The organism is Providencia rettgeri, from assembly GCF_041075285.1.
GTDB lineage: Bacteria > Pseudomonadota > Gammaproteobacteria > Enterobacterales > Enterobacteriaceae > Providencia > Providencia rettgeri_G.
In genome coordinates, this window is record NZ_CP163512.1 from 3,299,020 (window position 1) to 3,314,100 (window position 15,081).

Genomic DNA, 15,081 nt, shown 5'->3' on the forward strand with positions numbered 1-15,081 from the left:
CTGTATTTTTATACAGAAAAATGATTATACCAGTGACAAGAGAGATTCCAACTGGGAAATTTCAACATGCGGCAATAAGCGTACGTTTTTCTCTTCCATCAGTGTTTTTTGACTTGGGTTTATCCAACAAGCTTGCATGCCGCTATTAATCGCCCCCTCTACGTCTGTGAGCAAATTATCCCCCACATGCAAAATAAATTGAGGTTCAATATCTAAGCGCTGTGCTGCTAAGCGATACATATCACAAAAAGGCTTAGAACGACCATCGGGGCCAGCTTTTAAAACAAACTGAAAATAATCCCCCAAACCACAGGCTTCAGGCTGTGCATTGCCGTTGGTGATAGCCACTAATGGCAATTTTTCAGCAAGCTGGAGTAATGTTTTATGGGTTGATTCCGGAATATCGATTTGATTACGCCAATAAGTAAAATGCGCCATAATGTCATCGGCACCTTTTTCGGCATTTTCCCGAGAATAACCATAATGGCACAACATCATTTTTGAAGAAAGCCAGCGCCAGCGTGAAATATCATGGAAAATTTCAGGTTCTTGCTCTTCCACAAGGCGACGAAAAGCATACAAATCATCATTGTTAAAATGATTAAATTTCGGGTCATATTCACGTACAAAGCGTAAAACTTCTTCTTCCGTTTTATCAATAACGGGGTGGTTATCGTAAAGCGTGTCATCCAAATCAAACGTTATCGCTTTAATTGGCGATAGCGGACGGTAAAAATGCATTACGGTTTCTCCCTCTTTGCTCTCGGATGAGCCACATCATAAACGTTTGCTAAGTGCTGGAAATCAAGGTGCGTATAGATTTGTGTTGTTGATAAATTCGCATGGCCTAAAAGTTCCTGCACTCCTCGTAAATTACCACTTGATTCAAGGATATGTGTCGCAAAAGAGTGGCGTAATTTGTGTGGGTTAATGTGGCTGTTAACCCCTTGTTTGATACCCCATTGTTCAAACCGTTTTTGAACATTGCGATTTGAAATTCGTTTGCCACTTTGGGTTGAAATAAACACCGCATCGTCTTCAGGATCATACAGCTCACGCATTTCTAACCAGCGTTGTAACCAACTCACTGCGGTTTTTCCCAGTGGAATTTTGCGTTCTTTGCTGCCTTTCCCCATCACCCAAACTTCACCTGTGGTTAAATCCAAATGACGAACATTTAACCCCACCAATTCTGACAAACGCAACCCCGCACCATACATCACCTCAAGCATAGTTCTATCACGAACGACTAGCGGGTCGCCACTTTCCATATTCAGTAGCTGGGAAACTTCATCCACATCCATATTCTTCGGCAGGCGTTTCTTGGCCTTGGGTGCTTGGATCGCCTTTGCTGGGTTGGCGGGTAATTCACCTTGGTGCACCATCCAATCACAAAAACTTCTTAATGATGAAAGACGTAGTGCCATACTTGCAGCTTGAAGACCCGTCTTTCGGCTTTTTGCTGCAATGTTACGAACAATCGTCGCATCAAGCCGTTGCCAGTCATCAATTTTCAACGCAGCCAACATGTCAACAATAACACTCAGTTGACGGCGATAATTTGTGATAGTGACCGGGCTTAATCGGCGCTCAACACGCAGATAACGTAAAAACGCATCAACTTGGATCATCAGCCTGCTAGGCTGAACATCTACAGGCGTTCTATCCATTGGCATAACAACCTCGGAAGAATTTGCGTGACTTTTTCTAGCATTACCGTGCCCATTCCATGTTGGTAATGTTCGCGGTCTCGGCTGGTAAAAATCACCATACCGGATTCACCATGATTGCCAAATAATGAAATTGCGACAGAGCCAACATTCAATGCCTCTGGCAACAGTAGCTGAATTTCAGGGCCATTCAAGCGACCTAGATAATTGCGCCTTTCCCCAAATCGTTGAATTCTTACGGGTTCAAATACACGGCGAGAAATCACTAATTGATGTGCATCAAGGGGAGCAGACAAACGCCAGCTATCACTAAATAGACGCACTGATGCACCAGATAAGCCAAGTTTTTTCGCCCAACGATTCAGAGCTTGCAGCATTTCTTGTAAGCTTTTTGATGATGACATTTCAATCACCAACAGTAATAACTCATCAAAAAGCTCCACATTCTCATGTGCTTGCTCAACCATAAAACGGATATCTTGCTCAAGCTCTTTTATCTTTATCCGTTGGCGATTCATCACCAATTCAGGCAACGAAATCGCCCCGTTCACCACGTGGGGAACGTTTATTTGCTCAACAAGTGTTGGATGGCGCAGAAAAAAATAAGGATTTTCCTTCAGGTATTTCAGCACGTCATTTTCATCCATTTGATGGATCGCTTCGGGTGCTTTTTCAGTTTTATCCATACTATCCTCTTAGCCCTTTCAAGATTAGATTTGGATCACTCCATCATAAACGTGTGTCGCAGGCCCCGTCATATACAAAGGCGTTCCTGGCCCGTCCCAAGAAATCGCCAGAGAACCGCCTGGTAAGTCCACATGAACCCGTTTAGCTAATAAACCTTGAGAGATCCCAACAGCAACAGCGGCACATGCACCGCTTCCACAAGCTTGCGTTTCGCCGGCACCACGTTCGTAAACACGTAAACGAATATGTTCTGCGCTAACAACTTCCATAAAACCAATATTAGCACGTTCAGGGAAACGCTCATGGCTTTCGAGCGCAGGTCCTAAAATCTCGACTTCAGCAGTATGGATACTTTCAACTTGAATAACACAATGTGGGTTACCCATTGAAACAACACCACATAATACTGTACGTTCTTGTGCTCGAATAATATACGTTTTTTCTTCTTTAATAGCGCGAAATGGAACTCTCTGCGGCTCGAAATCAGGCTCCCCCATATTCACACTGACATCATCATTTTCATTAATGGTTAATGTCATGCGGCCGGATTGGGTGCTGACCTTTATTTTTTGCTTATTCGTTAATCCCTTAAGGCGAACAAAACGTGCAAAACAACGTGCCCCATTCCCACACTGTGCAACTTCACTACCATCGGCATTAAAAATACGATAATGAAAATCGAGGTCTGGATCATAAGGCGCCTCAACCAGCAAAAGCTGATCGAACCCCACCCCGGTATGTCTATCGGCTAAGCGACAAATCAATTCAGGGGAGAAATACACATTTTGGGTCACTCCATCAACCACCATAAAGTCATTGCCTAAGCCATGCATTTTAGAGAATTGCATTTCACGCTCCATAGCGAGGAGTTACTGATTATTCGTTGCTTGAGCAGGCTCTTTTTCCGAGCTGCTTGGCGCAGTAGGTTGCACATCAGATACTTGCTCAGATGTTGCATTTTCTTCTGGTGGAAAATAAAGAGGACCTTTTAAGCCACAGCCAGAAAGGGTAAATAAAACAACAAGTGCGCTAAGCCCAATTAAACTTTTTTTCATTCTTTTTCGCCTGTAATACTCACTTTTACCATCTGATATTTTTACACAATAGCAGGTGTGAACCCGCAAATCACGTCTGTTTATCAAGCATGTTGACATTATATACTTTAGGCTAAATTTAATCTGAAAATTTTAATCGCTTCCCTCCCTGCACATTCCCCCCTATAATTTTGATTAACGATAATAATTTCAATTAACTAATTGTGAGCAAACAGGAACTTAACCGTGAATGATAGCGAATTTCATCAACGAGCGGAAACGCTGCTTAGCACCATTGAAGAACATTTAGATCATTATGATGGCGATGCTGACATTGATTGTGAAATTAATGGTGGCGTGATGACTTTAAGTTTTGAAGATGGCAGCAAAATTATTATCAATAAGCAAGAAGCTTTTCACCAAATATGGTTAGCCACCAAACAAGGTGGATATCACTATGATTATCAAGATGGGCATTGGATTTGTGACCGTTCAGGTCATGAGTTTAAAGCAAAATTGGCTGAAGCTATCGCGTTTCAAAGCCAAGAGCCGTTTTCTTTTTAAGAAATGACAAACCATTGGCAGGCCATTAATCTGCCAATGGTGATTCATAAACAGCCCCTAGTAATAGTGTGCTCGTTGCTGCCCGAGTGATGTTGGGCACATATCATGACCAATTTGATCGTTTTCGTCTTCTGTATCAAACGACCACGTTGCGCCAGAAAAAGCGACCACTTGGTTTTTACCATCTTGATTTATAATTTGGTAAAACTGCGGCAGATTAAAATTAATAAAATTAGCGCCGTACGTAAAACGGTCGTGGGAAGAAGAGTAGAACCTACTCACATCACGCACTAAATCTTCTTTTGACCCTTCGCAGTGGGAATAGATTTCAACACGGTTTGCTTCATCTAAGACGTAGATATTAAACCCTGTATTATCTGGGGTATTTTCAAAGAAAAATTGCACAATCCCTTCACTGGCATAACCATCAACGACTGCTGGCAAGTGATTATCACTTTTTGCTTGCAGCTTCACTGGCCAACCATGCAATTTGTTATGAGAAATTGCGCCATAGAATTCAACGGCATTTTCAAGTTTCTGTACTGAAACGTTTAGGCGCTCAAAGAACAACCCCCACGTTTGCCCTGCCATTCGCAGCGCTTTAAAACGCCCTGGGTCATTACGGTTACTGGATAAACGTAACTCAATACATTCAGAAACTAACTGCTGCACGCGGGTACGGATCAGGCCACGTAAGTGTTCACTATAACAAAATACTTCAACCGCTTCAGGCGGTGCGGCATCTTGGTGCATCTTGCCTAAAATGGTTTTTAGCGCTTCTAACATACATTGCTCACCACTGAAATGCAGGGTTCTCACCTCATTCCATGAATTGCGATATAGCAAGTCAATACTGCCGATAAGGCATTGTTGTGATTCGCCAAAGCTGAAAATATCAAGCTTTCTGAAATCCACATGCACCACTTGCTCAGAATAAACCTCAGTTGGGTCTTTTTCTAAATTAACGATAATGGCGAGGTGGCGAATTTCACATGGGCTGTATAGCGCTTTTGGTGTGGGTGCAGGCAAGCGGATCGGGAAGTGGCTAGAGACGTCATGCATCAACTCAAGCAGTTTTCGTTCATCACACTGAGATTGCCCATTGTGCATATACACTTGCGTATTTTCGGTAAGCAACCCGTTAAAATACGCCCATGCAACTAATTTATTCAAATAGCGGTTATATTCTAACGGCTGATGACCAATGATCGCATCAATATTGGGGGCTTGGTTATATAGATACCAACCACTGCGATTCGCTCGCCCAGCAGGTACATAGATAAAGGTTAAGTGGGATTCGCTTAAATCCGGTGAAATCTGTGGATTCACCAATGTCACTTTACCCGGTAAGGCTTCAAAAGCCGCGTATAACTTACGTGTTAATACCCCAATATCTTGTGGGCTTGCACTAACACTTAAATTATTTCGACGCGCAAAACGAATGAGGTTTCGGTAGCTTTGCATCATTGTATCAAGTAATTCATTGTGCGCTTGACGAACACGCTCAATTTTCCATTGATTGCGCGAATCAAGTAATGCTAGACGTTCCGCACTCCAGCCCCACGACTCAACAAGTTGAGATAAAACATCGCGACGCCAACCAGAACACGCATTGCCATCTTCTTCTGACAATTTTTCACAGACTTTAAGGTAGAAACAGCGGCGGATCAGGTCAAGGCGGGTAGAATCATTGATTTCAGTAAGATAGCGCGTAACGCGGTCTAACATCAAACAGTACGAATCCAACCCATAACTCACGATTTCACCTGCATGTAAATGGCGTTTAAACTCCATTGCTAGCAGCTTACCGTGAGGATAGTCCCAAGAATAAGACTCAAGTAAAATACTTTTTAGTACCGCTTTGTACGGTGAATCAACACTTTTATATAGCTGCCACAAACTCGCACCAAAATACTCGGCCGCTGATAGCTCCCCTAATCCACCTAAATCTAACCACTCATTTGGCGTTAATACACCCTGTGCATATAACCCCATAACGTATTCATCGTAATGCTGTTCTTCTTCAACAGGTACCATCGTCCACAGCAAACGTTTTCCTGCCATGCGCACTGCGGTGCGATAAAATTCATCTAATAACAGGATATGCTGCGTTGAGCCGCAATTTTCCCCACCGATATGTCCACTAGCATGGTGACGAAAACGGTTTTCATCGATTAAAAAAATGGTGACATCAATGCCTAAAGAAGCCGCCCACTGCTCAATTAAGGTACATTTTTTTTGCAAAAGACGTTTTTCTTCTTGATCGAGCCATGACGGATGACAAACCCATACATCAATATCCGAACAGTGGCTTTGCCCCACGGAAGAAGTACTGCCCATTGAGTAAATGCCCGCGATAGGTAACTCACCATTTGCACTCGAATCAATGGGTAAAAAGCGTTCGAATTGCTCTAGCCATTTCGTTTGTTCAGTATCTGGTGAGAAAAAACACACGCCATGGGGAACTCTACCTTCGATAAAACCAGGCATCATCGGGTGATGATAATGAAACAAGACTGGCAATAAGCTATAAACCTGTGAAAAGGTTTCGCTCATAGACGCCGTCGCACGCTCTAACCGTAATTGGTTTATCGCATCAAGTCTTTGCTTTAAGGTTTCAATATAGAGATACAAAGGTTACGCCTGACTGAATGAATGTAATACAAATCTGGGAATTTCCCAGCACCCAACAGATAGAGATAGATTTAAAAAAGTTTTCAAATGAATTGCCGGAAACGTGATCAATTTAACACCTTGGAGCAAAAGGGTAAAGTAGATCACATAATTTTATACGCTTATTTTTGATACAAAATGCTTTTCAACATATTGTATAAAAAGACTTTTTATTTTTTAACCCAGCAGAATATCCCTTGTTTTTCAATGGAATAATATCACTCACATAAATTGTTTATTAAAACAACAATTCAAAAAGATATTAAGTACAATACGCACAGCGCCTGTGCTTGCACGCTTCAACACAAATTTAGGCAATCTCAACCTTTACTCACAATGTGAATAGCACGATTAGCTAAAGAAATAATCAAATTGCTATCTTAGGTCATCATCTTTTGAATCACTTTCCTACATCATGGTCATAAATATAAACCTATTACAAATAATCTAGATGGCTATTTTGTGCCCAACTGGAAAAAAAATCCTTAACATGTTAAAACTAATGCCAATTGTATGGTTAATACACGGCAATTTTTGCCAGAGAAAACAGCAAAATGACATCAACACATATCGTGCGTATTGCAACGCGTAAAAGTCCCCTCGCCCTATGGCAAGCGCATTTTGTCAAAGATAAATTAGAGCTGCTTCACCCCGGTTTACAGGTTGAACTGGTCCCTATGGTAACAAAGGGTGACATTATTCTTGACACCCCGCTCGCCAAAGTTGGTGGAAAAGGGTTATTTGTCAAAGAACTGGAGCTTGCGCTATTAGAAGGACGTGCGGATATTGCCGTTCATTCAATGAAAGACGTCCCCGTAGAATTTCCTGAAGGGCTAGGGTTAGTGACTATCTGTGAACGCGAAGATCCCCGCGATGCATTTGTGTCTAATCAGTACGACAATATTGACGCGTTACCCAAAGGCAGCATCGTTGGCACATCAAGTTTGCGCCGCCAGTGCCAGCTCAGAGAGCTTCGCCCTGATCTCATTATTCGTGATCTACGTGGTAATGTGGGGACTCGCTTATCAAAACTCGATAACGGCGAATACGATGCGATCATCCTCGCTGTTGCGGGTTTAAAACGTTTAGGGCTGGAAGAGCGTATCCGCACTCCGCTTGAGCCGGAGCAATGCTTACCGGCTGTTGGACAAGGCGCTGTCGGTATTGAATGCCGATTAGATGATACTGTTACTCGTGAGTTACTGACCGCACTGAATGATGATGTTACTTCAATTTGTGTGCTTGCAGAGCGTGCAATGAATATGCGTTTAGAAGGCGGATGCCAAGTGCCTATCGGCAGCTATGCAATTTGGCAAAATAATAAAATTTGGTTACGCGCCCTCGTTGGTGCGCCAGACGGTAGTGTGATTATTCGCGGTGAACGCCTTATCGCACCACAAGAGGCTAGCCAAGCGGGTATTTCACTCGCTGAGGAGTTACTCGCACAAGGCGCGAGAGAAATTTTAGCTGAAGTCTATAAAGGAAACCCACCTGCATGAGAGTCCTTGTCACACGCCCTGAGCCCTCAGGTTCAGAGCTGATAACGGCAATTACCTCAATAGGTGGACAAGCTTACGCTTCTCCTTTAATCAGTATTGGGCCGGGTGCCGAGCTCAATACCTTAGCGGCTCGGCTAGATGCCTTAGAAAGGAACGATTTGGTCTTTCTTTTGTCGAAAAATGCAGTTGAGTACGCAAATTTAACGCTTGAACAAATGGGCCGTAGCTGGTCTGATAAGCTATCTTACTACGGGATTGGCCGCTCTACTGGTCAATATTTTCAGCAGATAACGGGCAAAATAGCACGTTGGGCTGAACAAGGAGAAACCAGTGAAGTGCTTCTGACCCTTCCTGAGCTCCAATTCTTAGAGGGCAAACGCTGCCTTTTATTGAGAGGGAATGGTGGGCGAGAACTTCTCGCATCCACATTACGCTTACGTGGTGCCCACGTTGATTATTGCGAATGTTATGCAAGGCGACCGGTGAACTACGACAAAAAGCAATTTAATCAGAAATGGGTGCAAACCGATATTACTGATGTCGTGATCACCAGTGGCCAAATGTTAGCCTTACTTGAAGAATTAATCACCGATGAGTATCGGGTATGGTGGTTTTCCCGCCGCCTGCTTGTTGTCAGTGAACGGATTGCAGATCTTGCTCGCCAAAGTGGCTGGCAGAAGGTCTGTGTAGCGAATAGCGCAGATAATAATGCTTTAGTTGAAGCATTAATCTCAACCGACATGGGATGCTAATTTATGACGGAACACGATAAAACAACCGAGACGGTGACCCCAGAAACAGACGAAAAATCAACTGATCGCCGTGGTTCCAAACCTTCTTCGGAACAAAAACGTTCTGGTCTCGTAGGCGGAATTATTGCTATTGCGGTTATCATCGCCATTGGGGGTGGCCTCTATTATTTCACCCAACAAAGCAATGCTAAATTAGTTAATGAAAACAATGAACTAAAACAGCAGCTCAGTGATTTAATCGAACAACAAAACTCAGATAGGCAGCGCATTGATGCCCTGATTGCCGCGAATAAAGACATCAAAAGCCATTCAGTGGAGTATGAAGATAGATTAAACCGCCGTATGCAAGAGCTGCAAGCCCATGTCACTGCGCTGTCGAGTGCAGATGTCAAAAGCTGGCTAATCGCTCAAGCCGATTTCATGGTAAAAATGGCTGGCCGCAAATTGTGGAATGACCATGATCCCATTACTGCGGCTGTTTTGCTAAAAAGCGCAGACTCTAGCTTAGCCGAGATGAACGACCCGAGCCTATTTGATATTCGTAAATCTATCAATAATGACATGGCAAAATTGGCGGCGATTAACCAAATTGACTATGACGGTATTATTTTACGGTTAAATCAGCTCAGTAATGAGGTCGATAACTTACGCCTCGCCGATTTAAACAGCGGTGATGCTACCGATGACAGCAATAATGATGTGAGTGACGATATTTCCGATTGGAAACAAAACCTGTTACGCAGTTGGAAGAGTTTTACCAACGACTTTATTACCGTCCGAGCACGTGATGGTTCTGAAGCACCACTGTTAGCACCAAATCAAGATATTTATCTGCGCGAAAATATCCGTTCACAGCTTTTAATCGCAGCTCAAGCGGTTCCTCGTTATCAAGAAGAAACCTATAAGCAGTCATTAGAGCAAGCTTCTACATGGGTAAGAGCCTATTTTGATACGGAAGCACCTGCCACCAAAGCCTTTCTATCAACCATTGATGAGCTCATCAATCAACCGATTGATATAGAAATGCCAGATGCGCTTGAAAGCCAAGAAAAACTGGAAAAGTTAATGCAAACTCGCGTTCGCAGCATGCTGTCACAATCCGAAACGAACAACGCCACTGATGGTGCAGTGGATGCCGCCGTTGAAGCGACAAAAGCTGCCGAGGATGCCGTTCCTGCCGCTGATGCGCAAACTTCGGATACAGAGCACCCTTTTGGATCCGCTGAGCCTGCTGGCAATAGGGGGTAATGATGATTAAGGTATTAATCCTGTTTCTGGTTCTGATTGCAGGTGTGATCTTAGGGCCGCTACTGGCTGGTCATCAAGGCTATGTCTTTATTCGTACAGATAACTACGATATTACCACCAGTGTTACCAGCTTAGTTTTAGCTTTTATTTTGTTGCAATTTGTTCTGCTATTCCTTGGCTGGTGTTATCGCCGTTTTATCAGTACAACTTCACGGACAAAAGGATGGGTTAGCGGACGTAAATACCATAAAGCGCATACTCAGACCCAAAAAGCATTGCTGAAATTAGCTGAAGGTGATTTTGAGCAAGTTGAAAAGCTGATGAGTAAGCACGCCGATTTTTCTCAACAACCTGTCATTAACTATTTAATGGCGGCTGAAGCGGCGCAGCAACGCGGTGATGAGTATCGTACTCATCAATATTTAGACCGTGCTGCTGAAGCTGCTGGCAGCGACCAACTTCCTGTTGATATTTGCCGAGTGCGCATTCAATTAGCTGAAGGTGAAGTCCATGCTGCACGTAATGGTATTGATAAGCTAATTGATAAAGCCCCAAGGCATCCAGAAGTTTTACGTCTCGCGGAACAAGCTTATTTGCGTTCAGGGGCTTATCAAGCACTGATTGAGTTACTCCCCGTCATGGCCAAGATACAGTTCCACAGCGAAGACGAGCTTGATGCATTAAAACTGAAAGCTTACAAAGGGTTAATGAACCAATGTATGGCTGAAGGTGGAAGCAATGGTCTTAAAGATTGGTGGAAATCACAACCTCGCCGTGTTCGTCATGAAACTGCTCTTCAGGCTTTCTTAGCCGAGCATCTCATTGAATGTGGTGACACCAAAAGTGCAGAAAAAATGATTATTGATGGGTTAAAGCAACAGTACGATGAGCGCTTACTCCTGTTAGTGCCCAAAATTAACAGCGATCACCCAGAAGCCATTGAAAAAACGTTATTACATTTGCAAAAACAAAATGGTGCAACACCTTTATTAAACAGTACATTAGGTATTTTATCGTTACATAATGCCCAGTGGGAAAAAGCAGAAGCTTACTTCAAAGCAGCTTTAGCACAACGCTTTGATGTTCAAGATGCTTCATGGCTGGCAGATACCTACGATAAGCTGCATAAACCAAACGAGGCCGCCAAGATCCGCCAAGAGGCTTTAACCCATTCATTGAAACAAGAACGTACTTAACCATTCCCTAATAAAAATGCCACAGAGTGTGGCATTTTTATTAGACGCGTCACCACAACTCCCTACAAAAAACTTAGTATCCAGCGCCCCCATTGTCATCGTAACGTTGCATAATATCCGTGCGATCAGCACCGAAACAATTGGCTATCCCTCTTTAAGGCAGTTAACCCGATTAAATATCACCATTTTGGGTAGGTAAATAATTAGTCAGTGAACCTGAGCATTTTCACCCTCTATTTCTACCCGTTCAACATCAAAATCGTACAGACACAGGAAAAGTCACCACGTTGTTTTTCGATCGCATCCTGATCAATTATTTTACGTCTGTATAGTGTGACAAAGCCTAAATAGACGTGCATCAGGAAGATACAGTTAGAGCGGCTGCTAAAAAAGAAACTCACCGAAATGATCTCAGCTTGCTCTGAATGTAGTAGGGATCTACGTCCTTTAGCCTTTTGCCAATCCGCAAATGCAGTGCCCCGATAAACACTCGGAAAATTGCTGTTCCACCTCGCTTTATTGCCTAATTCATATCAGAAAAAGATAAAGTAAGTATTATTATCGGTATAAGGGATAAAAAAATTTCTTCCCCAAAAAAGACAAAATGACGCATTGCAAACAAAACAGACACAGCTATGTCATAAACCAAACACATAGTGTATAAAACACTATATGCATTTTTGTTTTGAATCAATTTGGGAAATCTATATGAATGCAATTAAAGCTATTTGGCGCTGGATTATCGCGACACCAAACCGTTTGCAAATCTTTTTTGACTTGCTGCTGTTAGTTTTATCCCCTTTTGTTTTTATCATGATCATTGGTTTTAATACTGAAGACCTCAGTAAAGATATTTTCATTATTACATTTATTATTCTTTGCTATACCTATATCACTCGCTGGTTCAGTAAATGGTTTAGCAAAGGCAAAAACTAGTCTTCTTACTTAATTTCAGCCTCTTATTCACGTCAGTAAGAGGCAATTACCATGAAAAATGCAAAAAAAAACACCTGCACTAGGCAGGTGTAAAATACAATCAGGTCTACAGACGGATGGTGCCTCACTCAACGTTTCGCCCGTTCGTTGATGGTAAGAGGATGAGCTCTTAATCATCTAAGTTGGACAATAGGCACCGATAATCGGCTTTGCGTCATCTCTAGGTTTATGAAGCATTGCTATCATAAGAGGTGAGATGAGCATCTACGTATTTAATAATGCAGGATGCGTGCCAACTTTACTAAAATCTATTTTTTTTCTATCACGCACCTTAATTATCCGTACTGCCTCGGTTTTTCAGGTTAATTCGTATCTAAAAAATCCAACTGTTCGCCCACCACAATTTACATAGCCTTTCACAGACATTAAGGTGCATTTTGCTGTCTCAATATAGAGACACCTTAACACAGTTATAAATTTATCCTTATAAATCAACAAGTAAAATGTCTCCTTTTGGCGACATGAAAATATGCGTTTGTATAAAAATCACGACACTTATTTTTTATATAAAAAACAATGCGTTAAATAATGATGCTTAATATGGACAATTTAATGAACATCATGAGCCTGAAAAGGAAAAACGAGGGGATTTAAAAATAGTGAACAGATAAACTGAGTGAGCAATATTAAAAAATATTCAATACCGCTAAAAAGCAAAAACCCCGCAATTAAGCAGGGTTCTTTAAATTGGTCGGCGAGAGAGGATTCGAACCTCCGACCCACTGGTCCCAAACCAGTTGCGCTACCAAGCTGCGCTACTCGCCGAAATATATAGCTTTACATCAATTTTTTTCGTGGTGCGAAAGGGGGGACTTGAACCCCCACGTCCGAAGGACACTAACACCTGAAGCTAGCGCGTCTACCAATTCCGCCACCCTCGCAATGTCACAAAAAAAATGGGGTGGCTAATGGGACTCGAACCCACGACAACTGGAATCACAATCCAGGGCTCTACCAACTGAGCTATAGCCACCATAACTTCACTTTTTTCAAAGCGTTGCTATCATACTACATACAACGTCATTTTGCCAACCGTAGCGACGTGCTAAAACTGGTGCGCCCGACAGGATTCGAACCTGAGACCTCTGCCTCCGGAGGGCAGCGCTCTATCCAGCTGAGCTACGGGCGCTTAACGCCGTTGCGGGAGAGGATAGTACGGATTTATCTACCCGCTGTCTAGTCCTTTTTGCAATAAAAATATCGATTGCTTGCCTTTTATCCATTTCGTCGAGAAAGAGAGCACTTTTGCCCTCTTTTCTACTCGACCTGTATTTAATCGGTCAGAAAATATCTTGCCTATGCATTTTTAATCCCCCGATTTACCCCCTGAATCAGAAAATAAAGCAGAGAAACCGCACCTAAAAAGAGAGCGCCAACAATTAATGACATCCGTGTATCGGGATTTATCGCCATTCCCACTAATACACAGGCTAAGAATAACAATGTGGCGTAATTGATCCACGGAAATAAAATTGATTTAAATGGGTGACCAACTAATTTTTCTTTATTTTGTTGGCGAAAACGAATTTGGCTAGTCAGTAACACTAACCAAGGCACCATCCCAGGCAAAACACTTGCGCTGTACACATACACAAAGACTTTTTCTGGATTCGGGATAATGTAATTCAAGCTCGAGCCTGCAACGAGACACAGTATAGTAAAACCAACACAACGTGCAGGAACACCATTTTTAGTGAGCTTTAATAACCCGCTCGGCAACTGCTTATTTTGTGCTAATGCGTACAGCATGCGACCGCCACTGTACATGCCACTATTACATCCAGATAGTGCCGCAGTGAGCACGACAAAGTTGATCACTGCTGCTGCAGAAACAATACCCACTTTCGCAAAGGTTAATACAAACGGGCTACCTTGCTGCCCTACCTCTGTCCAAGGAAATAAAGTGACAACAATAAAAATCGCGCCCACATAGAAAATCAAAATACGCCATAAAATATTATTAATGGCCTTTTTCAATGTCACTTGCGGATTTTTCGCTTCACCTGCGGTGATCCCAACTAACTCAACGCCTTGATAGGAAGCGACAACAATACACAGCGCAAATAAGAAGCCTTTCCAGCCCCCCGCAAAAAATCCACCATGTTCTGTCAGATTCGCGAGCCCTATTGGCTCAAAGTGATTACCAAGACCGAAAAAGATTAGCCCTAAACCAATCAGGATCATAACCACGATGGTTGTCACTTTGATCATAGCGAACCAAAACTCTAATTCACCATACAAGCGTACTGCGGCAAGGTTTGCCAGTGCGACTAATAGTACTGCGATAATGGCAAATACCCACTGAGGCACATCAGGGAACCAATACTCCGCATAGACGCCAATTGCAGTGATCTCCGAAATACCGACCGCCACCCACATAAACCAATATCCCCATGCGGTAAGGCAGCCCCAAAATGGGCTCAGATACTTATAGCCAAAAGAAGCAAACGAGCCCGTTACAGGCTCAAGAAACAGCATTTCCCCCATGGAGCGCATAATGAAGAAAACAAAAATACCCGCAATGATATAGGCCAAAAGTACCGATGGCCCTGCCCATTTCAGCGTACTGGCTGATCCCATAAATAAACCAACACCAATTGTTCCACCAAGCGCAATAAGCTCAATATGCCGTGCTTCAAGCCCACGCTGAAGTCCCTGCTGTGGATTCCCCATAAATACCCCTGTCATTAATTATCATCGTTAAATCACAGCATTAATTGGAACGAAATTAGTCGTAATCACTGTAATTTTTTAAAAAAAGT

13 protein-coding genes, 4 tRNA genes and 1 pseudogene are annotated in these 15,081 nt (G+C 42.8%); 6 read left to right on the forward strand and 12 right to left on the reverse strand.

Annotated elements, in window-relative coordinates; genetic code table 11:
- Positions 1 to 24 precede the first annotated feature (24 nt).
- Genes yigB through AB6N04_RS15055 form a run of 5 tightly spaced genes read right to left on the reverse strand, consistent with a single transcriptional unit; the run spans position 25 to position 3,412 of the window.
- Positions 25 to 741: a 5-amino-6-(5-phospho-D-ribitylamino)uracil phosphatase YigB gene (gene yigB, locus AB6N04_RS15035; RefSeq protein WP_369309084.1), complete on the reverse strand. Its 717-nt coding sequence runs from the start codon at positions 739 to 741 to the stop codon at positions 25 to 27.
- Positions 741 to 1,670 carry a tyrosine recombinase XerC gene (gene xerC, locus AB6N04_RS15040; RefSeq protein WP_369309085.1) on the reverse strand — a complete coding sequence of 310 codons (930 nt, stop codon included), beginning with the start codon at positions 1,668 to 1,670 and terminating at the stop codon, positions 741 to 743. Before xerC ends, yigB begins: the two co-directional genes overlap by 1 nt.
- Complete coding sequence (locus AB6N04_RS15045) at positions 1,652 to 2,356, reverse strand: DUF484 domain-containing protein (protein WP_369309086.1); 705 nt, start codon at positions 2,354 to 2,356, stop codon at positions 1,652 to 1,654. Before AB6N04_RS15045 ends, xerC begins: the two co-directional genes overlap by 19 nt.
- Before the next feature lie 24 nt (positions 2,357 to 2,380).
- Positions 2,381 to 3,205 carry a diaminopimelate epimerase gene (gene dapF, locus AB6N04_RS15050; RefSeq protein WP_369309087.1) on the reverse strand — a complete coding sequence of 275 codons (825 nt, stop codon included), beginning with the start codon at positions 3,203 to 3,205 and terminating at the stop codon, positions 2,381 to 2,383.
- Positions 3,206 to 3,226: 21 nt separating this feature from the next.
- The gene (locus AB6N04_RS15055; RefSeq protein WP_369309088.1) at positions 3,227 to 3,412 is read right to left on the reverse strand and encodes a lipoprotein; all 186 of its coding nucleotides are present in this window, start codon (positions 3,410 to 3,412) and stop codon (positions 3,227 to 3,229) included.
- 225 nt (positions 3,413 to 3,637) lie between these two features.
- Between AB6N04_RS15055 and cyaY the strand changes: the two genes are divergently transcribed.
- A complete protein-coding gene (gene cyaY, locus AB6N04_RS15060) occupies positions 3,638 to 3,955 on the forward strand; it encodes an iron donor protein CyaY (protein WP_369309089.1) in 318 nt (105 codons plus the stop codon).
- 57 nt (positions 3,956 to 4,012) lie between these two features.
- On the opposite strand, the gene AB6N04_RS15065 is transcribed toward cyaY, so the two are convergent.
- Positions 4,013 to 6,589: a class I adenylate cyclase gene (locus AB6N04_RS15065; protein WP_369309090.1), complete on the reverse strand. Its 2,577-nt coding sequence runs from the start codon at positions 6,587 to 6,589 to the stop codon at positions 4,013 to 4,015.
- Between the two features lie 593 nt (positions 6,590 to 7,182).
- Here AB6N04_RS15065 and hemC point away from each other — a divergent pair.
- Genes hemC through hemY form a run of 4 tightly spaced genes read left to right on the forward strand, consistent with a single transcriptional unit; the run spans position 7,183 to position 11,323 of the window.
- The gene (gene hemC, locus AB6N04_RS15070; RefSeq protein ID WP_369309091.1) at positions 7,183 to 8,127 is read left to right on the forward strand and encodes a hydroxymethylbilane synthase; all 945 of its coding nucleotides are present in this window, start codon (positions 7,183 to 7,185) and stop codon (positions 8,125 to 8,127) included.
- Positions 8,124 to 8,879: a uroporphyrinogen-III synthase gene (locus tag AB6N04_RS15075; protein WP_369309092.1), complete on the forward strand. Its 756-nt coding sequence runs from the start codon at positions 8,124 to 8,126 to the stop codon at positions 8,877 to 8,879. The genes hemC and AB6N04_RS15075 overlap by 4 nt, the downstream gene beginning before the upstream one ends.
- Positions 8,880 to 8,882: 3 nt before the next feature.
- Entirely contained in the window at positions 8,883 to 10,127 is a 1,245-nt protein-coding gene (gene hemX, locus AB6N04_RS15080) for a uroporphyrinogen-III C-methyltransferase (protein ID WP_369309093.1), read from the forward strand.
- 2 nt (positions 10,128 to 10,129) lie between these two features.
- A complete protein-coding gene (hemY, locus tag AB6N04_RS15085) occupies positions 10,130 to 11,323 on the forward strand; it encodes a protoheme IX biogenesis protein HemY (RefSeq protein ID WP_369312140.1) in 1,194 nt (397 codons plus the stop codon).
- Positions 11,324 to 11,533: 210 nt separating this feature from the next.
- Here hemY and AB6N04_RS15090 read toward each other — a convergent pair.
- A pseudogene (locus tag AB6N04_RS15090) lies at positions 11,534 to 11,682 on the reverse strand (IS200/IS605 family transposase); the annotation flags it as partial.
- Positions 11,683 to 12,031: 349 nt separating this feature from the next.
- On the opposite strand from AB6N04_RS15090, the gene AB6N04_RS15095 reads away from it, so the two are divergent.
- Positions 12,032 to 12,259, forward strand: a complete 228-nt coding sequence (locus tag AB6N04_RS15095; RefSeq protein WP_369309094.1) for a hypothetical protein — start codon at positions 12,032 to 12,034, stop codon at positions 12,257 to 12,259.
- 748 nt (positions 12,260 to 13,007) lie between these two features.
- Here the strand turns inward: AB6N04_RS15095 and AB6N04_RS15100 are convergent.
- The 5 genes from AB6N04_RS15100 to AB6N04_RS15120 form a co-directional block, all read right to left on the reverse strand.
- Positions 13,008 to 13,084 (reverse strand) — tRNA-Pro (locus AB6N04_RS15100).
- A gap of 30 nt (positions 13,085 to 13,114) precedes the next feature.
- A tRNA-Leu gene (locus AB6N04_RS15105) sits at positions 13,115 to 13,200 on the reverse strand.
- Between the two features lie 16 nt (positions 13,201 to 13,216).
- Positions 13,217 to 13,292 (reverse strand) — tRNA-His (locus AB6N04_RS15110).
- 79 nt (positions 13,293 to 13,371) lie between these two features.
- Positions 13,372 to 13,448: transfer RNA gene (locus AB6N04_RS15115), tRNA-Arg, on the reverse strand.
- A 167-nt stretch (positions 13,449 to 13,615) separates the two neighbouring features.
- Positions 13,616 to 14,992 carry an amino acid permease gene (locus tag AB6N04_RS15120; protein WP_369309095.1) on the reverse strand — a complete coding sequence of 459 codons (1,377 nt, stop codon included), beginning with the start codon at positions 14,990 to 14,992 and terminating at the stop codon, positions 13,616 to 13,618.
- Between the last annotated feature and the right edge of the window lie 89 nt (positions 14,993 to 15,081).